Source organism: Cytobacillus stercorigallinarum, from assembly GCF_014836495.1.
GTDB lineage: Bacteria > Bacillota > Bacilli > Bacillales > Cytobacillaceae > Cytobacillus > Cytobacillus stercorigallinarum.
Window position 1 is genome coordinate 241669 of sequence record NZ_JACSQT010000001.1, and the last position, 20406, is coordinate 262074.

Genomic DNA, 20406 nt, shown 5'->3' on the forward strand with positions numbered 1-20406 from the left:
GGCTTCTACTCTAAGAAGATCGGGGTTTTTTACAGTACGATTATGGCAAAATCAGTAAGAAGGGTTTGATTTCCTCCTGCAATGATATTCTTTTTAGGTATGGATGTGACAGCTCATTATGAATGATCATATAAAAAATAAATTATCTTTATTACCTGCTCAACCAGGTTGTTATTTAATGAAAGATCGCCAAGGGACAATTATTTATGTCGGTAAGGCGAAAGTGCTTCGTAATCGGGTTAAGTCCTATTTTACCGGTTCACATGATGGAAAAACATTAAGGCTTGTAAATGAAATTGATGATTTTGAATATATCGTAACCTCTTCCGATATGGAGGCATTATTATTAGAGTTAAATTTAATTAAAAAGCATGACCCCAAATATAATGTTATGTTAAAGGATGATAAAAGTTATCCTTTTATTAAATTAACAAATGAAAGACATCCGAGACTAATTACCACGAGAAAAGTAAAAAAAGACAAAGGTAAATATTTTGGACCGTACCCAAATGTGCAGGCCGCCAATGAAACAAAAAGATTATTAGATCGCCTTTATCCTTTAAGGAAATGTAACACCTTACCAGATAGAGTTTGTTTGTACTACCATATCGGTCAATGTCTAGCTCCATGTGTGAATGAAGTAAAGTCAGAAACATACAAACAGATGACAGATGAAATTACTCGCTTCTTAAATGGTGGTTATAAAGAAATCAAAAAAGAACTCTTAACGAAAATGGAGGAAGCGTCTGCCGCGCTAGAGTTTGAAAAAGCAAAAGACTTCAGAGATAAAATGATTCATATTGAAACAACGATGGAAAAACAAAAGATTACGATGACGGATTTTACTGACCGCGATGTGTTTGCTTATGCGGTTGATAAGGGTTGGATGTGTGTCCAAGTGTTTTTTATAAGGCAAGGGAAACTCATTGAAAGAGATGTATCTATGTTCCCAATCTATAATGAGCCGGAAGAAGAGATGCTCACCTATCTCGGACGTTTTTATGAACAAGCTAATCATTTTAAACCAAAGGAAATATATTTGCCAGACTCTGTTGATGTGACGATGGCTGAGCAGCTTTTAGATGTGAAAATATTTATTCCTCAAAGAGGACAGAAAAAAGAACTAGTAAAACTTGCCTATAAAAATGCAAAGATTGCTTTAAAAGAAAAATTCTCGCTAATTGAACGTGATGAGGAAAGAACGGTGAATGCAATTGAATGCTTAGGTGAGGAGCTAGGGATTTACACACCCTATCGCATTGAAGCTTTTGATAATTCCAATATTCAAGGTACCGATGCTGTATCAGCTATGATTGTCTTTATCGATGGTAAGCCGGCAAAAAGGGAGTATCGGAAATATAAGATTAAGTCAGTTAAAGGGCCAGATGATTATGAATCAATGAGGGAAGTGACGAGACGGAGATATAGCCGGGTTTTAAAAGAAGGGCTACCTCTACCAGATTTAATCATCATTGATGGTGGTAAAGGGCATGTTGAAGTCGTGCGAGATGTGCTTGAGAATGAACTGGGTTTAGATATTCCTTTAGCAGGATTAGTCAAAGATGATAAGCATAAAACATCTCAACTCCTTTACGGAAATCCATTAACAATAATCCCTCTTGCTCGAAATAGTCAGGAATTTTATTTACTGCAACGAATTCAAGATGAAGTCCATCGATTTGCCATTACATTTCATAGACAAGTACGTGGAAAGAGCGCTTTTCAATCACTTCTTGATGAAATAGATGGTATCGGAGAAAAAAGAAAAAAGCAGTTATTAAAAGAATTTGGTTCTGTAAAAAAAATGAAATCAGCTAGTGTAGAAGACCTTAGGGAATCTGGCTTACCACTAAAAGTAGCACAAGATCTTTATGAGAAGTTACATGAATAGTTATTGTCTGAAAAAAACAAATATGGTATAGTGTTTTTAACTTTATATCAAATCACTTTTTAACTTGAAAGTGAAGGTAGAGGTGCGAGCTTCATTAGTAAAAGTTCCTTAGAAGATTGAGCTTCGTTGAAGGACTTTGAAAGGGAATGTTCGCCGAAGTGAAGAAAGACTCAATATTTTCTTCGCTGGTTCTGCATTGAATAAATGCAGGATTGTCAAGACTATCTGTCTTGGAGGGCTATCTCACTGTGTGTACGTAGATTGTTCATACGTTTAACTACACAGCAATGGGATGGGTTTCATCTCATTGCTTTTTTTTATGCCGAATATGGGTAGAAATGTGTTGGTTGTACATACAGGCGGCAGGAAATAGAAACGAATGATTTGAAAGTAGGGGAGAAAAGTGGGCTTAATTGTACAAAAATTTGGTGGAACCTCCGTAGGCTCGGTTGATCATATTCAAAATGTAGCCAACCGTGTCATTGCAGAAAAAAATAATGGTAATGATATCGTTGTTGTTGTGTCGGCCATGGGCAAAACGACTGATCAATTAGTTGGCATGGCAAAAGAATTATCAACCGCTCCAAGTAAGAGAGAAATGGATATGTTGTTATCTACAGGTGAACAAGTAACGATCTCTTTATTAACAATTGCTTTAAATGCAAAAGGGTATGAGGCAACTTCCTTTACGGGCTGGCAAGCAGGGATTAAAACGGAATCAGTACATGGCGACGCCAGAATCACTGATATTGACACAAAACCTGTTTCACAAGAGTTAAAAAAAGGGAGAATTGTTATCGTAGCGGGTTTTCAAGGTTTAAGTGAGACTGGCCAAATCACCACATTAGGTCGAGGTGGTTCCGATACAACAGCAGTGGCTCTTGCAGCAGTATTAAAAGCGGATAAATGTGATATTTACACCGATGTAACAGGTGTGTTCACAACGGATCCTCGTTATGTAAAAAATGCAAGAAAGCTTCCATCTATCTCGTACGATGAAATGCTTGAATTAGCTAATCTTGGTGCAGGCGTTCTGCATCCTAGAGCAGTTGAGTTTGCAAAGAATTATAATGTAAAGCTTGAAGTGCGCTCTAGTATGGAAAGAGAAGAAGGAACAATAATTGAGGAGGTTGCGGAAATGGAAGAGAACTTAGTTGTTAGAGGGGTTGCTTTTGAAGATGATATTACAAGGGTATCTGTACTAGGGATTAAAGACCCTTTAATAAGCCTTTCATCCATCTTTTCACTCTTAGCGAAAGAACATATAAATGTCGATATTATTATCCAAAGTATCACAGATGATAAATCATCAAGCTTATCTTTTTCCATTAAAAACCAAGATCTTACAGAGACTGTGAAAATACTAGAAAAAAATCGAGAAGCATTAAGTTATGATCAGATTGAATGGGAATCACAATTGGCGAAAATCTCGATTGTTGGTTCTGGAATGATCTCAAACCCAGGGGTAGCAGCTGAGATGTTTAATGTATTAGCTGCTAATAACATCGTTGTAAAAATGGTCAGTACATCGGAAATAAAAGTCTCGGCTGTGATAGACCAAGCGCATATGTTAAATGCTGCTCAAGCTTTGCATCAAACGTTTGATTTAGCCGGGGATTTAGTAAAAAATTAAATAAGACAGGAAAATCCAAACAACATTCCAATGCCTTAATAGAATGAAGTTTGGATTTTTTTGTTTACTGTTTACCTATTTATTAGGTATGGATATTGTCCTTTTTATCCCATTTGACTGTGAAGAGAACCTTCCCCCCTTTTTTACGTGGGTGCTCGAAAGTTTCGCAAATCACTTCTTTTTTCTGTTCGATTTGTTGAGCAATAAAACCAGCTTCTAACTGGAATGTGGCATGGGCCTTTTCCTTACAACGTTTTTGAATGAGTTCGCTTGTCAACTCGTATTGGATTTCTTTTTTGTTTTCGAGGTTTTTCGTCAAGTTTCCCCAGCCAGCCTCGATAAAGAAGCTGAATAAGTCTTCTTCTGTTTCAAGAGGATATTTACGGGCTAGTCTCTTGCCTGCCCAGTATAAAATATCTGGTGCGTCTTTTCCTAGCAAATCATGTAAAAGTTCTTCTCTAATTAATTCATAACCAAAGGCTGGAATCACTTCTTTGTTTGGTTCGATTGGTTCTGTCATGTTTTCGGTTTCTTCTATTTGGGCTTCTTGAGATGGCATATTATGCTAAATCTCCCCTCTTTCTTAAAGTCTAATATATACAATTTACTTGGAAAAAACGAATACGTACAGTAAAAAGGGAAAAATTTTTAGTTTGTAAAGCTAGTGTAAATTATGGGAATAATCTTAACACTAATAATACCCTGATAAAAATGTATGTTTATGCGTAATAAATGAATATTTTTGCGCGTTCTAAGCTATTTTAATATACCGCAAAATAGAGTTAGAAAAAACTATATCAATGGTTTTTTGGGTGAAAGTAGAATAGAAAAAATTTTCGTAATATCGACAAAATCTGTATCCGTTTTCTTGACGCTTATGGGCTATGGGAGTAAAATGGACATGTCATATAAATGTTTTGAAAATGATTTGCATTTTCTTAGTGATGCGAAGGATTTGTTATGTACATATTCAGCGTGTCATGCTACAAATTCAAGGGGGTAAACTTATGGCGGGTAATCGAGAGTTTTTTAATCGCAGATTGCATTCATTACTTGGAGTTATACCTGTTGGGGTCTTTCTAATCCAACACTTAGTAGTGAACCATTTTGCAACTAGGGGAGAAGAGGCATTTAATAACGCATCACATTTCATGGAAAGTCTTCCTTTTAGATATTTCCTAGAAATATTTATTATTTTCTTACCTTTGTTATATCATGCAATTTACGGACTTTACATTGCATTTACAGCAAAAAATAATACTTCAAGATTCGGATTTTTCCGAAACTGGATGTTCTTTGTTCAACGTGTAACCGGTGTAATTACATTGATTTTCATCGTATGGCATGTTTGGGAAACACGTATTGCAGCAATGTTCGGTGCTGAAGTAAATTATGATATGATGGCTGATATTTTGTCTAGCCCATTCATGTTAGTATTTTACATCGTTGGTGTATTATCTGCAATTTTCCACTTTGCAAATGGTTTATGGTCATTCATGGTAAGCTGGGGAATTACAGTATCTCCTAGATCACAATTGATTTCAACTTATGTAACTTTAGTCATTTTTGTCGCATTATCAATTGTAGGTATTCGTGCTATTTTTGCTTTCGTATAATGAATACATACATTTTTCTATAATTTGTTCGGTTTTTAGAGGTATTAGTATTAAGGGAGTGAGTCAGATATGGGTAAAGGAAAGGTTATTGTTGTCGGTGGCGGATTAGCCGGATTGATGGCAACTGTTAAAATTGCTGAAGCTGGCGGACAAGTAGAATTATTTTCTTTAGTGCCGGTTAAACGTTCTCACTCTGTTTGTGCCCAAGGTGGTATTAACGGAGCGGTAAATACAAAAGGTGAAGGGGATTCTCCTTGGATTCACTTTGATGATACAATTTATGGTGGTGACTTCTTAGCCAACCAACCTCCAGTTAAGGCGATGGCAGAAGCAGCACCTGGCATTATACATTTATTCGACCGTATGGGTGTTATGTTCAACCGTACACCTGAAGGATTATTAGATTTTAGACGCTTTGGCGGAACACAGCATCACCGTACTGCCTTCGCTGGTGCGACAACAGGTCAACAATTGCTTTATGCATTGGATGAGCAAGTGCGTCGTCACGAAGTAGCAGGGTTAGTAACAAAATATGAAGGTTGGGAGTTCTTAGGGACTGTCATTGATGATGACGGTGTTTGTCGCGGGGTAGTGGCACAAAACCTACAAACAATGGAGATCCAATCATTCTCAGCAGATGCTGTCATTATGGCTTCTGGTGGACCAGGAATTATCTTTGGTAAATCTACTAACTCTATTATTAACACAGGTTCTGCCGCATCAATCGTGTATCAACAAGGTGCTTACTATGCAAATGGTGAGTTCATTCAAATCCATCCAACTGCGATACCAGGGGATGACAAACTACGTCTAATGAGTGAATCTGCACGTGGTGAAGGTGGTCGTGTATGGACATATAAAGATGGGAAACCATGGTATTTCTTAGAGGAAAAATATCCAGCTTACGGTAACTTGGTTCCTCGTGATATTGCTACACGTGAAATCTTTGATGTTTGTGTAAACCAAAAACTAGGTATCAATGGTGAAAACATGGTTTACCTTGATCTTTCACATAAAGATCCGAAAGAATTAGATATTAAATTGGGTGGTATTATTGAAATTTACGAGAAATTCCAAGGTGATGACCCTCGTAAAGTACCAATGAAAATCTTCCCAGCTGTTCACTATTCAATGGGTGGATTATGGGTAGATTATGATCAAATGACAAATATCCCTGGATTGTTTGCTGCAGGTGAGTGTGATTATTCTCAACATGGCGGTAACCGTCTTGGAGCTAACTCATTACTTTCTGCTATTTATGGTGGTATGGTCGCTGGACCAAAAGCACTTGAATATATTGAAGGATTAGAAAAATCAAGTGAAGATTTATCTTCTTCATTATTTGAAGGTGCAGTTCAACAAGAACAAGAGAAATGGAATAAAATCATGTCTCTTGATGGAACAGAAAATGCATATATCCTGCACAAAGAACTTGGTGAATGGATGACTGATAATGTAACAGTTGTTCGTCATAATGATCGTTTGTTAAAAACAGATGCTAAGATTGTTGAATTGTTAGAGAGATATGAAAATATCAACATTAACGATACAGCAAAATGGAGTAACCAAGGGGCAGCGTTTACTCGTCAATTACAAAATATGCTTCAATTAGCTCGTGTCATTACAATTGGTGCATATAACCGTAACGAAAGCCGCGGTGCTCATTACAAACCAGAATTCCCTGAGCGAAATGATGATGAATTCTTAAAAACAACTATGGCTAAATTCGTTGATGGCAAATCAGCGCCACAATTCCATTACGAAGAAGTGGATATCAGCTTGATTAAGCCACGTAAACGTGACTATACAAAGAAACATTAAGAAAAACTCGATGAAAGGGGAGTAATTAATCGTGTCAGAAGCAGCAGTAAAGTCTAAAACAGTATTATTTCAAATTACAAGACAAGATAGTCCTGATTCAAATCCTTATGTAGAAGAATTTGAACTTGATTATCGTCCAAATATGAATGTTATTTCTGCTCTAATGGAAATTCGAAGAAACCCGGTAAATACAAAAGGGGAGCATACAACACCAATTACTTGGGACATGAACTGTTTGGAAGAAGTTTGTGGAGCTTGTTCTATGGTTATTAACGGCAAGCCGCGTCAATCTTGTACAGCCTTGATTGACCAATTAGAACAGCCAATCCGTTTAGCACCTATGAAAACATTCCCGGTTGTACGTGACTTACAAGTTGATCGTAGTCGCATGTTTGATTCATTGAAAAAAGTAAAAGCATGGATTCCGATTGATGGCACATATGATTTAGGTCCAGGACCGCGTATGCCAGAGAAAAAACGTCAATGGGCTTATGAATTATCCAAATGTATGACTTGTGGTGTTTGTTTAGAAGCATGTCCAAATGTAAACAGTAAATCTGATTTTATCGGACCAGCACCACTTTCTCAAGTGCGTTTATTCAACTCTCATCCAACTGGTGAAATGAATAAGGCAGATCGTTTAGAGGAAATTATGGGTGACGGTGGCCTTGCTAACTGTGGTAACTCACAAAACTGTGTGCAATCTTGCCCTAAAGGTATTCCTTTAACAACATCAATTGCCGCGCTTAACCGTGATACAACATTACAATCTTTCAAAAATTTCTTTGGAAGTGACCGTGTGTAATAGCTTTTATAGAACACTGAGGCTTATAGCCTCAGTGTTTTTTTTATTCAATTAAAGTTAAACGTATGTATCTTCATTTAAAAAGCAATGTTATTAATCAAATTGAGTCTTTTGTACTGAAAATTCATAATAATAAAACATAATACCTATTATTTGATTAATAAAAAAAGTACTTTCCGCTTATTTTTGACAAATAATGTAGAATTTTTGTTATAAATAAACACGAATCATAGAAAAACTGGTATATTTCAGTTGTTGAAAGATTAATAATAATTTGAAGGAGGAACAGAATGAAATTAGCTAGTAATCGATGGTTGGCCTTATTGATCATTTTTATGTTAGTATTTTCTAGCTTCAGCCCTCTAGCGGGACAAGCAGCACAAGAAGATGTTTTGACAGTGAGTGAAGCGATTGAAAATAACGAAGGTAATGCAACAGTAGAAGGTTACATAGTAGGTCATACAGTTTCGACGAATAATTACAATTTTAATCCACCTTTCAGTAATGATTATAATATTGCGATAGCTGATGATGCGAATGAGCAAGATGCGTCAAAGATTTTACCTGTTCAAGTGTCTAGTAGTTTTCGAGCGACATTTGGCTTACAGTCTAATCCTGATATTATAGGTGAAAAAGTACAAATAACTGGGAATCTTGAAGCATATTTTACCGTACCTGGCTTGAAAAATCCAACTGCAATTACATTTGCTGATGGAAACCCTGACGATGGTGAAGAGGAAGAGCCATCGGATGGTATTGAAGGTCTGAGGATTCATGATATACAAGGAGCGGGGCATGAGTCTCCTTATGTAAATCAAAACGTGAAAGCCGTACAAGGTATTGTAACAAAAGTAGTAGATAACAGTAATTTTTATATGCAAGATGATACGCCAGATGATAATCTACATACATCAGAAGGCATACTCGTTTACAAGCCTACGCATCAAGTGAAAGTTGGAGATAGAGTTGCAGTGGATGGGCTTGTGAAAGAATGGGTTCTTGACGGATATAGTGAAAAGTTAGAAACAGATTTAGCGATGACAGAAATCAATGCCCAAAATGGAAGGATAAACATTGAATCATCAGGAAATGACTTGCCAGAAGCCATTGTTTTAGGAAAAGATCTTCCTATTCCTCATGATATTATTGATAATGATGAATTGCAAACTTTTGACCCTGAGGAAGATGGTATCGATTTTTATGAGAGTTTAGAAGGTATGCGCATCGCAGTAGAGAATCCTCAAGTCGTTGCACCTCAAAAATATGGGGAAATTCCTGTCATTGCCAATCAGGAAGAGGATAAACTTTATACTGATCAAGGCGGGATATTATTAACGGAAGATAATGCAAATCCAGAAAGGTTGCATCTTTTATTAGAAGAGGATGATTATGTAGCTAAAACGGGTGATCGTTTTGATGGTACAGTCACCGGTGTAATTAGTTATGGTTATAGCAATTTTAAAGTGTTAGTGGATATGGATTCATTACCAGATCTAATTGAATCAGAAAAAAAAGTAGTAACAACGGAACTTGGCCAAGATGAAGAAAAATTAACGGTTGCCTCTTATAATATAGAAAATTATTATGCAGGTACAAGCCAAGAAAAGACGAATAGAATCGCACAGTCAATGGTCAATGAGTTAAATTCACCTGATATTATTGGTCTTGTAGAGGTACAAGATGATAATGGCCCGACGGATGATGGGACCACAACTGCAAAAGCTAGTTATGAAAAATTAATTGCAGCCATTGCCGCAAGCGGTGGTCCGACGTATGACTGGGTAGATATCGCACCAGAAGACAAGCAAGATGGCGGTCAACCGGGTGGGAATATTCGAGTTGGATATCTCTATAATCCAGAGAGAGTCACATTAAAAGAGGCACCAAAAGGTGGGGCTAACGACGCGGTTGCATATGAAGACGGTCAATTAACATTGAATCCAGGTCGCATTGATCCAACGAACGAAATTTTTCAAGATACAAGAAAATCACTAGCTGCACAGTTTGAATTTAATGGAGAAGATGTGATTATCGTTGCGAATCACTTTAATTCTAAGTCAGGTGATGAACCACTATTTGGGAAGAATCAACCACCAGAATTAGTGAGTGAAGCACAAAGATTACAGTTAGCAGAAGCTGTAAATGGATTCGTGAAAGATATAAAGTCTAAAAACCCAGAGGCGAATGTGGTTGTATTAGGGGATATGAATGATTTTCAATTCACTCAAGTATTAGAAACATTAAAAGGTGAAGAGCTAACGAATATGATTGAGGCTTTACCGGAAAACGAACAGTACACGTATAATTACCAAGGAAATATGCAAGTACTTGATCATATTTTAGTATCGAATCATTTGGTAGAAACCGCCAAAGTAGATGTTTTAAATATCAATTCTCTATACATGGAGGAGCATGGTAGAGCTAGTGACCATGACCCGTTATTAGTTGAGTTAGACATCGCAGTAGAAGAGGAAAATGACGGACCATTTTCAATGAGTATCCTTCATACAAATGATACCCATGCTCATTTAGAAAATGTACCAAGGTTATTTACTGCAGTGAATCAACTAAGAGATGAAAAAGAAAATACACTATTAGTCGATGCTGGAGATGTATTCTCTGGGACATTATTTTTTAATATGTACTTAGGGCAAGCGGACTTACAATTTATGAATCGCTTAGGTTATGATGCTATGACATTTGGGAACCATGAGTTTGACAAAGATTCGCAAGTGCTGGCTGACTTTGTTTCCAATGCAGAATTTCCGTTTGTTAGTGCAAATGTGAATGTTGATAATGATGTGATTTTAAGTGAATTAAAAGTAAATGAGTTTGGTAATCCTGGAGAAAACGGTAAGATTTATCCTGCCATCATTAAAGAAGTAGATGGCGAAAAAGTAGCATTATTTGGCTTAACAACAGAGGACACTTCTTTTTTGGCGAATCCAGATGAAGCCATTGTTTTTGAGGATGCAGTTGAAATGGCTAGCAATACAGTCGCAGCCCTTGAAGAAGAAGGAATTAATAAGATTATAGCACTTTCCCATTTAGGTTATACGCCCGATCAGGAATTAGCTGAAGCTGTTCAGGGAATCGATGTGATTGTTGGAGGCCATTCTCATACGACATTAGAAGAGCCAGTGGTAAAAAATGAAGATGGAGAACCAACTTTAATCGTTCAAGCTAATGAGTATCATAAATATTTAGGCTCTTTAGACATTATTTTTGATGAAGAAGGCGTACTGTCAGAATGGAATGGTGAGTTACTTGATCTTGTTAGTCAAGATGAGAACGGTGAATATGTTTATGAAGAAGATGAATGGGCACGGAATAAACTTGATGAGTTAAGTGAACCGCTTGAGGAATTAAAACAAGAAGTGGTTGGGTACAGTGAAGTTGACTTGAATGGTGAACGTACTGATGTTCGTACGAAAGAGACCAATTTAGGAAACTTGATTGCAGATGGTATGCTCTCTAAAGCTAATGAATCTGTGCCAACACAAATTGCGATGCAGAATGGTGGCGGTATTCGTGCATCTATTGCTCAAGGTGAAATTACGCTTGGCGATGTTCTTACTGTGTTGCCTTTCGGTAATATGTTAGTCACACTTGATTTAACAGGAGAAGAAATAAAACAAGCATTAGAACATAGTGTAGCAAATATTGAAGAAGGTGCCGGCCAATTTATGCAAGTGGCAGGTCTTCGCTTTAAATTTGACCAAGCACAGCCAGTGGGTGAACGTATCCATGGCGTTGAAGTGAAAGTAGACGGTGAATATACAGCAATCAATGAAGAGGAAACCTATACCGTTGCGACCAACGCTTTCACAGCCGATGGTGGAGACGGATATGATATGTTCAAAACAGCCAAGGATGAGGGCAGAATGACTGAACTATTTGAAGTGGATTATGATGTGTTTGCCACCTATTTAGAAAACCATAATCCAGTGGCTCCGGATGTGGAAGGAAGAATTATTGCAGAAGAGAAATCAACGGATCCAGGAGAGCCAGGTGAACCAGAAAATCCCGAAGAGCCGAGCGCATGTATTCCAGGCCCTGATACTAGCTGGTCTGAGTGTAAACAAGAAATCATTGATCACATGAAGGATAAGGTAAGAGAATTCACAAGATGGATTTGGGAAATGATTAAAAAGTGGTTTGGATTTTAGGATAGAATATATTTAAAGTAAGCCCCAACACCTTCGTAAAAGAATGTGCTGGGGCTTTTATTGTAGTTAGGGCATCCTGTCCAAATGTCACACAAATCGTTTTAGTATGGTCTATCTTAAACATTATTTAACTTGAATAATCCATTTAAGCCATTACAGGTACAAAATCAGAGAAAGAAACATAAGAATATCTAAGAATTTCTTCTTTTGTATCCGCTTTAAAAAAGATATAATAAGAAAAAGAACGACTGAATGCTCATTCATTTTCAAGGAGGATCTAAAGATGAAAAAAACTGATTATATAGAAAATATTGTGGCATGGGAAGAAGAGTTTACATTTGCTCATCCTGTTAAGGTGCGTTTTTCTGAGACAGATATGTTTGGTCATTTGAATAATACGGTGCCATTTGTATATTTTGAAGAGGCTCGCATCGAGTATTTTAAAAGTCTAAATCTTATGGATGATTGGGTGAAGGAAGAGAACGAAACATTTATTGTTGTCGCAGATCTTCAATGTGACTATATAAAGCAAGTTTTTTTCGATGAGAATCTTTTAATCTATGTTAAAGCGGGCAGGATTGGACAATCTTCGGTAGATATTCATTACATGGGTAAAAGAGAGAATGGTGACATTTGCTTTACAGGTAGAGGAACGATTGTTCAGGTATCTAAATTAACTGGTAAAGGTGCGCCGTGGACCGATGAAATGAAGCATGCTTTTCATGAGAAAATAAATGTACCTCAATCTTAGATAGGGACAGGCGTACATTTATAAAAATAAACATTCGCTACTTCAAGAATTTCAGTCACTCTCATTGTTTATTATACATATGATATGGTGACTAATACACACCCACCCCGCGATTCATGGCTGGCGAAAGGCAAGGAGGGTTACAATACTTGAAGGAGAATGATTATACTCACAAGCCGTTACTCACAAAACGAGAAAGGGAAGTATTCGAGCTGCTAGTACAAGATAAAACAACTAGGGAAATCGCTGGTGAATTGTTTATAAGCGAAAAGACAGTTCGGAACCACATATCTAATGCCATGCAAAAGCTTGGTGTAAAGGGGCGTTCACAAGCTGTTGTAGAGCTCCTTCGTATGGGAGAGCTAGAGTTATAATTTTAGACCGGCAGTCCGACTGGATTGCCGGTTATCAATGTAATAGAGTTTTAGTATTTCTAGGCGGGCGCTATGCTCGTTTTTCTTTTCTTGACATATTTTTTTAGTTTGCTTACAGTTCTCGCTTGAATTTTCTTCTGAAAAAGGTGACAATAAAATGAGGGTTAAAAAGTAACGGAATAACCGAATATTTCGATGATATATAGGAGTGTAGCGAATGAACGTAAGAGAACATAGAAATGAACATGTAAATGAAGTTGTAGCAGATATAGAAAAGGATTTACGATATATTTCTGGAATCATTAAGCAACATGGCCGTGAAATTTTAAGCAATTATACGATTACACCTCCGCAATTTATTGCCTTACAATGGTTATTAGAGGACGGGGACATGACAATTGGCGAATTATCGAATAAAATGTACTTAGCCTTTAGTACAACGACAGATTTAGTCGATCGTATGGAAAAAAGTGAATTAGTAAAAAGAGTAAAAGATCCTAATGATCGCCGCGTTGTAAGAATCCATCTATTGGAGGAAGGCGAAAGAATTATAGAAGAAGTAATCGACAAAAGACAAGATTATTTGCAAGAAGTATTAAAGGATTTTTCCGGTGAAGAGGTCGTTCATTTAAGGGAGAATCTAAGAAAGTTGCATCAAGATATGAAAAGAGATTGAGGCGAGAAGAAAGTGAAACAACCGATAGGTATTATTGATTCAGGAGTTGGCGGATTAACTGTTGCAAAAGAAGTGATGCGTCAGTTACCTAATGAAAATATTATTTACTTAGGAGATACAGCTCGGTGTCCATATGGTCCGAGGTCTGGGGAAGAAGTAAAAGAATTCACATGGCAAATGACCAAGTTTTTATTAGAAAAAGAAGTGAAGATGCTCATTATTGCCTGTAACACTGCGACTGCTGTGGCATTAGATGATATTAAAAATGAGCTACCAATTCCGGTCATTGGCGTTATTTTTCCTGGAGCTAGAACAGCGCTAAAAGTCACAGAAAATCATATTATTGGCATCATTGGTACAGCGGGAACAGTGAAGAGTCGTGCTTATGAACTCGCTTTAAAAGGGATCAATAATCGTACGGTCGTTCATAGCTTAGCTTGCCCTAAATTTGTCCCACTGGTAGAAAGTGGAGAGTACGAGAGTGTGTTTGCAAAGAAAATCGTTCTAGAAACGTTAGGTCCGTTAACAAATAAAGGTTTAGACACATTGATATTGGGCTGTACACATTACCCACTGCTAGAGAATTTAGTTAAACAAGTCATGGGTGAAGGTGTTAACGTGATTAGTTCCGGAGATGAAACCGCTCGAGAAGCGAGCACGATTCTTTATGATCGCGGCTTTTTAAACACGAGTGAAGAAGAGCCTCAGCACCGCTTTTTCACAACAGGTTCTGAAGCGATGTTCAAAGACATTGCCACAAAATGGTTGCATAGAGAGATAAACGATGTGGAGCGTATACAACTCGGATAATATGGAGGCACCAAATACAATCAATGAACGATCATTGATTGTATTTGGTGTTTTTTTAATGAATAGATTGCGAGAAAGAAACGGGATGCGTTATGCTTTTAAATATAAATAAATAAAAAAATGAGGTGAGGGTGGAATATGCAAACAGCAGAGGAGCATTTGCAGAAGTATTTCGGATATACAAGTTTTCGACCAGGTCAAAAAGATATTATTCAGCATTTAAATCATGGCCACAATGTACTTGGCATTTTACCAACTGGCGGTGGTAAATCACTCTCCTTTCAAATACCCGCACTTATGAATGACGGTGTGACAATCGTTATCTCCCCTTTAATTTCACTGATGAAAGACCAAGTAGATGCCCTTCTTGAAGCAGGAATTCCTGCAGCCTATATGAATAGTAGTCTTTCTTACAAGGAATATGCGGAAACAGAAGAGCGACTGTTAAGAGGGGAATATAAGCTTGTCTACATAGCTCCGGAACGTCTGGAATCAATGGAGTTTCTAACGATTATGGAGAACATTCATTTGTCAATGATTGTCTTTGATGAAGCGCATTGTATTTCTCAATGGGGACATGATTTTAGACCGAGTTATCGTTCCGTTGTGGACAGGATTTTCTCCCTTACGAATACGCCTGTGATTGCTGCATTAACAGCGACAGCAACGAAAAATGTAGAAGAAGATATTAGTCGCTTATTGCATATAGAAAAAGAGCATATTTTTGTTACGGGCTTTGCCCGAACGAACCTTTCTTTTCAAGTGTTAAAAGGAAGAGATAAGCGCAAGTATTTAGAAGCCTATGTATCCAGTAGAAAAGAAGAATCAGGTATTATCTATACTTCTAGCAGAAAACAGACGGATCAATTATATGAACATTTTCTGAAGAAAGGTTATAAAGTGGAAAGATACCATGCTGGTCTTTCTGAGGATAATCGTAAACACGCTCAGGAAAAATTTGTCCATGATCAAGTGTCGTTGATGATTGCTACCAATGCGTTCGGGATGGGGATTGATAAACCGGATGTACGTTATGTGGTGCACTATAATATGCCGCGAAACATCGAGGCTTATTATCAAGAGGCTGGAAGAGCGGGACGAGATGGGGAAGAAAGTGAATGTATTTTACTTTACTCTCCTCAAGATATTCTCCTACAAAAATTCCTTATAGAAAAGAGCGAGCTTTCAACAAGCCTTCGCGAACAAGAATATGAAAAACTAAGACAGATGACGAATTATTGTCATACAGAGAGTTGCTTGCAATCCTATATTGTCGCTTACTTTGCCAATCAGGATGTCTCAGTATGTAATAAATGTTCTAACTGTTTAGATGAAAGACAATCTGTTGACATCACGAATGAAGCGATGATGATTTTCTCGTGTATTAAACGAATGGGAGAGCGCTTTGGTGTTAAGCTAACAGCTCAAGTGTTAAAAGGATCGGCGAATAAACGGATTAAGCAATTGTCTTTTCATACACTTACGACATACGGGCTTATGAAAGAAAAAACAGAAAAGCAAATTGTTGATATGATCAATTATTTACTTGCGGAAGGCTATCTTTCCATGACAGATGGACAATATCCGACCGTTATTTTAGCAGATGAAGCGATCCCGGTTTTAAAAAGAGAAGCCCAAGTATATATGAAAATTTCTGAAGATAAAGAGATAGAAGAACGTTCGGCTGGAGAAGAAAATAGCGAGTTATTTGCTATCTTAAGGGAGTTAAGAAAAAACTTAGCACAAGAACAAGGTGTACCGCCCTATGTTGTTTTTGCTGATACGGCTTTAAAGGAAATGTGTACGTATTTCCCTGCTACGAAAGAAGCAATGCTATCGATTAAAGGTGTTGGTGAAATGAAGTATAGTAAATATGGGGAAGCTTTTCTAGAAGCGATTAAAGTTTTTACTGAGAAAAATGACATCGAGATCAAAGAGCAACACTTTGTGAAGGCACAATCTGTAAATAAAAAGGTGGCTGAAGGGACAGGAAGTCATATCCAGTCCTATGAAGCCTTTCAATTAGGTAAAACAATTTCTGAGATTGCTAAAGAGCGTTCTTTTTCACCGATAACGATTCAAAATCATATTTTTAGAGCGGTAGCAGAAGGCCATTCGATTGATTGGGACCAAGTTTTCAATGAGCAGGTAGAAGAGGAAGTACTTGTAGCTGCAGATAAAGTCGGTGTAGAAAAGTTAAGGCCAATTAAGGATGAACTCAATGATGATACAATTGATTATTTTCAAATTAAGGCTGTTTTAACGAAACATCATCTTGTTTAAATAAGCTTTGTCCAAATTTGTCTAAAAGAATAGAAGACTTTCTTTCCTAAAGGCGGTCTATTTTGTAAATAGGCTCGTATACATGTAGTACAAACTGTCTTAGGAGGGAAAGGTTATGTCTTTAAATAAAAAAGCGACCATCGCAGTGTCCGCTGTATTAGTTTCATCTGCTTTGTTATCAGGTTGTGGATTATTTGGTGGAGAGGAGAAAGAGAAAATTGACCCACCGAGTGAAATGTCCATTAATAACGAAGATGCCAATGTAGAGACAGAAGAGACAACTGGTGAGGAAAGTGGAGCTGCTGATGAGGCGGCAGAGACAACAACGATTCCAACAGAATTATACTTAATTGACAATAATGGCTATGTTGTATCACAAACATTAGATTTACCGAGTACGAATTCTGTTGCTAAACAAGCGTTAGAATATTTAGTGGTAGATGGAAAAGTAACTGAACTCTTACCAAATAATTTCCGCGCAGTGTTACCAGCTGATACAAAAATGACGGTTGATGTAAAAGATAAAGTGGCTCATGTTGATTTTTCTAAGGAATTTGCTGAGTATAATCCAGAAGATGAAGCAAGAGTCCTGCAATCAGTCACATGGACATTGACCCAATTTGATGAAATAGAACAAGTAAAATTAAGCATAAATGGGAATGCGATTAAAGAAATGCCAGTCAATGGTACACCGATTGGCGAAGAAGTAAGTCGCTCTATCGGTATCAATTATGATAACTCTGTTGTCACAGATATTACAAATACAAAACCAGTGACCGTTTATTACATGGGTGGCGAAGAAGAGGAAAAGTACTTCGTCCCAGTAACAAAACGAGTATCAAATAATGTCGACAATAATGTAACGGCGATTATTGACGAGTTAGGGGACCCTTCTTTAGGATCTAAACTTTCTGCTGTCTTGCCGAGTGAAGTCGCTTTACTAGGTGAACCGAAAGTAGAAGAGGGAACGATTACACTTGATTTCGATGAATCGATTTTCTCAAGTGGGGAAGAAAATGTCATTAGCGAAAATGTATTAAAAGTTTTAGCGTTATCACTCACAGAACAAGCAGATGTGGAATCTGTTGCTGTGACAGTGAATGGCGAGGCTGATTTACTTGATGAAGATGGCGAAAAGCTAGAGCCTGTTTCAAGACCTGAAAGTGTGAATACTGGCAGCTATTAATTGGTATCACCATCCTTTTATAGTAGAATGAGAAGAGTGAGGAAAGGGGCCTCCTCTTCTCTTTATTTTTTATGACGAACATAAAAGGAAGGAAACGCTATATGTCTGAAATTATTATTGCTACAAAGAATAAAGGCAAAGCAGAGGAATTTAAAAAAATGTTTGCATCACTCGGTTATGAAGTGAAAACATTACATGACTATCCTGATATGCCAGATGTGGAAGAAACGGGTACGACTTTTGAAGAAAATGCCGTTTTAAAAGCAGAAGAAATTTCGCGCTTAATGAATCGACCGGTGATCGCTGATGATTCCGGATTATCAATTGATGCCCTTGAAGGACGCCCAGGAATATTTTCCGCTCGTTATGCAGGGGAAGAAAAAAATGATGAAGCGAATATAGATAAAGTACTGGAAGAAATGAAACATATACCGGAAGAGAAGCGGGATGCTCGGTTTTATTGTGCATTGGCGGTAGCTATCCCTGGAAAGAAAACATATACCGTTTCGGGAACATGTGAAGGTAAAATTCTTTATGCACGAAAAGGAACCAATGGCTTTGGCTATGATCCCATCTTTTGGGCGAATGCAAAGAACAAGGCGATGGCAGAGTTAACATCAGAAGAAAAAGCAGCCATTAGCCATAGAGGACATGCATTAAAGCAATTAGAAAAAGATCTTCCAACTATTCTTTAAGGAGGAGGATAACATGAAGTTCCTCATCGTTAGTGACAGCCACGGTGATCGTAACATCCTGCAAGAACTAAAAGCACGTCACAGTCAAAATGTCGACTATATGATTCATTGTGGGGACTCTGAATTAAGTAGCGACCAAGCTGAAATGGCTGGATATGTCGCAGTGAGAGGGAATTGCGATACCGATGCTCGCTATAAAAACGAAGAATTAATAGATACAGATAACGGCAATGTATGGATTACACATGGTCATCTGTACGGTGTGAAATCTTCATTATTAGGTTTAAGCTTAAGAGCAAAAGAAGTTGCTGCACGTATCGTTTGTTTTGGTCATTCACATCAACTAGGTGCTGAAATGGTAGATCAAATCCTTTATCTCAACCCAAATAGCATCTCGCTACCAAGGCAACCGAAAGAAAAAACATATATGATGGTAGATTGGACAGCGGAAAAAGTGGTCGTTTCCATTTGGACGAGAGACGGCATCGAACTCCAAGAATGGCAGCAATCATTCTCATTTGCATAACAAGAGAACTGCTAGGATTACAGCAGTTCTCTTCCAATTATAAATTTATTTAAAAATGAATTGACACTTCAGTTTATCCTGCGTATAATAAATATTGTCTTGATATTAAGTCCCAGTAGCTCAGCAGGATAGAGCAACAGCCTTCTAAGCTGTCGGTCGGGAGTTCGAATCTCTCCTGGGACGCCATTAGCTACATATTTATCTACCAACACTAGCGTTGATTCCGGTGAAAACCTGGATTAGCGCTTTTTTTGTTTTGAGCTAGAAATCGATTTCGTATTAAATTACCCACAAGTTATTTCCTTTGTTGTTGTCCATCCTTAATTGTAAACCCAAGAAAAACAAATATAAAAATACTATCTTAAAATAATAGTGATAGGATGTAATAAATAAAAATCTTCTTTAATCCTGGTGGTTTTTATCAAATAATGAAAAAATGAGTCGGAATATGGTAGAAGTTATCACGTTATTACGTGATTAAATATTAAAAAAATAGACTAAAATGAAATGATCCCTGAAGGTAGTAGTTTCTTTGTATAGTATTTATCGAAAATGAATGCTCATGATTAATCTTTTAATAGGCTTCAATTCGCCGTGCTTGTTTGCTCAATAAGTTGCTCAAATACCACATCCTAAAAAGAACTTCACTTACTTTTCTCGCATGCTGCTGAATGAATAAAAACAATAAAAAATTTTGTCCAATTAAAAGGTTAATAGATCAATGATGTAAGCGGATACACGAAAACAGATTAATCTAAATTATCAAATAATTTTTCGAAAAGGTGTTGACGACTTTTAAAAATGGGCGTAAGATAGTCCTCAACAAAGCAAAGCACAACAAAATAAATCGAAAATGAAATTGGAAGCAGCGTTATTTTCCTTTTATTTTTACAAACGAAATTTTAGTGGTTTAAAGTGAGAAACTAAAAGCGTTGATGAGGATAAGTAGTTTTTTGATGTAGGTTTTGCAGAGAGCCGGGCAAGCTGGAAACCGGTAAACCAGTCTTAAAATGAACTCACCTCGGAGTGGAGACTTGAACAATTAGTAGAGTCTTCCGGGTCGAAGGAACCCGTTATCTAAGCTTAGCAGTTATTATGCTGTTACTGAGTGCGCGTGCATATTTGAAACGCGAACAAGGGTGGTACCGTGGAATGGTGATCAAAGCCTTT

General features: G+C 37.3%; 15 protein-coding genes, 1 tRNA gene, 1 riboswitch and 1 other annotated feature (1 of these 18 only partly in view). Of the genes, 15 read left to right on the forward strand and 1 reads right to left on the reverse strand.

The annotated features are described in order from the left end of the window. Positions 1-118: 118 nt before the first annotated feature. Both uvrC and H9655_RS01205 read left to right on the forward strand, forming a co-directional pair. A complete protein-coding gene (gene uvrC, locus H9655_RS01200; protein WP_191810109.1) occupies positions 119-1891 on the forward strand; it encodes an excinuclease ABC subunit UvrC in 1773 nt (590 codons plus the stop codon). 69 nt (positions 1892-1960) lie between these two features. Further along, positions 1961-2140, forward strand: a riboswitch (Lysine riboswitch). Positions 2141-2294: 154 nt separating this feature from the next. Then, the gene (locus H9655_RS01205; RefSeq protein ID WP_191810111.1) at positions 2295-3524 is read left to right on the forward strand and encodes an aspartate kinase; all 1230 of its coding nucleotides are present in this window, start codon (positions 2295-2297) and stop codon (positions 3522-3524) included. An 82-nt stretch (positions 3525-3606) separates the two neighbouring features. Here the strand turns inward: H9655_RS01205 and H9655_RS01210 are convergent, their stop codons facing one another. Continuing rightward, a complete protein-coding gene (locus tag H9655_RS01210) occupies positions 3607-4083 on the reverse strand; it encodes a YslB family protein (protein WP_404826062.1) in 477 nt (158 codons plus the stop codon). 448 nt (positions 4084-4531) lie between these two features. On the opposite strand from H9655_RS01210, the gene H9655_RS01215 reads away from it, so the two are divergent. The 13 genes from H9655_RS01215 (at position 4532) to H9655_RS01275 (ending at position 19422) form a co-directional block, all read left to right on the forward strand. Beyond that, positions 4532-5140: a succinate dehydrogenase cytochrome b558 subunit gene (locus H9655_RS01215; RefSeq protein ID WP_191810113.1), complete on the forward strand. Its 609-nt coding sequence runs from the start codon at positions 4532-4534 to the stop codon at positions 5138-5140. 69 nt (positions 5141-5209) lie between these two features. Then, a complete protein-coding gene (gene sdhA / locus H9655_RS01220) occupies positions 5210-6961 on the forward strand; it encodes a succinate dehydrogenase flavoprotein subunit (RefSeq protein ID WP_191810116.1) in 1752 nt (583 codons plus the stop codon). A 31-nt stretch (positions 6962-6992) separates the two neighbouring features. After that, positions 6993-7766, forward strand: coding sequence for a succinate dehydrogenase iron-sulfur subunit (gene sdhB / locus H9655_RS01225; protein ID WP_191810118.1), 774 nt, complete (start codon positions 6993-6995; stop codon positions 7764-7766). A 290-nt stretch (positions 7767-8056) separates the two neighbouring features. Beyond that, positions 8057-11935, forward strand: coding sequence for a 5'-nucleotidase C-terminal domain-containing protein (locus H9655_RS01230; protein ID WP_191810120.1), 3879 nt, complete (start codon positions 8057-8059; stop codon positions 11933-11935). A 283-nt stretch (positions 11936-12218) separates the two neighbouring features. Then, positions 12219-12686 (forward strand): acyl-CoA thioesterase, encoded by a 468-nt coding sequence (locus tag H9655_RS01235; RefSeq protein ID WP_191810122.1) that lies wholly within the window; start codon positions 12219-12221, stop codon positions 12684-12686. 116 nt (positions 12687-12802) lie between these two features. Beyond that, on the forward strand, positions 12803-13060 hold the full coding sequence (locus H9655_RS01240) for a helix-turn-helix domain-containing protein (protein WP_370873250.1): 258 nt from the start codon (positions 12803-12805) through the stop codon (positions 13058-13060). Between the two features lie 217 nt (positions 13061-13277). Further along, entirely contained in the window at positions 13278-13736 is a 459-nt protein-coding gene (locus tag H9655_RS01245) for a MarR family winged helix-turn-helix transcriptional regulator (RefSeq protein ID WP_095372354.1), read from the forward strand. Between the two features lie 12 nt (positions 13737-13748). Beyond that, a complete protein-coding gene (gene racE / locus H9655_RS01250; RefSeq protein ID WP_191810124.1) occupies positions 13749-14546 on the forward strand; it encodes a glutamate racemase in 798 nt (265 codons plus the stop codon). A gap of 138 nt (positions 14547-14684) precedes the next feature. After that, positions 14685-16829 carry a DNA helicase RecQ gene (recQ, locus tag H9655_RS01255; RefSeq protein ID WP_191810126.1) on the forward strand — a complete coding sequence of 715 codons (2145 nt, stop codon included), beginning with the start codon at positions 14685-14687 and terminating at the stop codon, positions 16827-16829. 115 nt (positions 16830-16944) lie between these two features. Beyond that, entirely contained in the window at positions 16945-18015 is a 1071-nt protein-coding gene (locus H9655_RS01260) for a GerMN domain-containing protein (RefSeq protein ID WP_191810128.1), read from the forward strand. Positions 18016-18116: 101 nt separating this feature from the next. Beyond that, a complete protein-coding gene (locus H9655_RS01265; protein ID WP_191810130.1) occupies positions 18117-18710 on the forward strand; it encodes an XTP/dITP diphosphatase in 594 nt (197 codons plus the stop codon). 13 nt (positions 18711-18723) lie between these two features. Beyond that, positions 18724-19236, forward strand: a complete 513-nt coding sequence (locus H9655_RS01270) for a metallophosphoesterase (RefSeq protein ID WP_191810132.1) — start codon at positions 18724-18726, stop codon at positions 19234-19236. Between the two features lie 109 nt (positions 19237-19345). After that, positions 19346-19422, forward strand: a tRNA-Arg gene (locus tag H9655_RS01275). Between the two features lie 737 nt (positions 19423-20159). Next, positions 20160-20406, forward strand: a binding site (T-box leader); it runs 11 nt beyond the window's last position.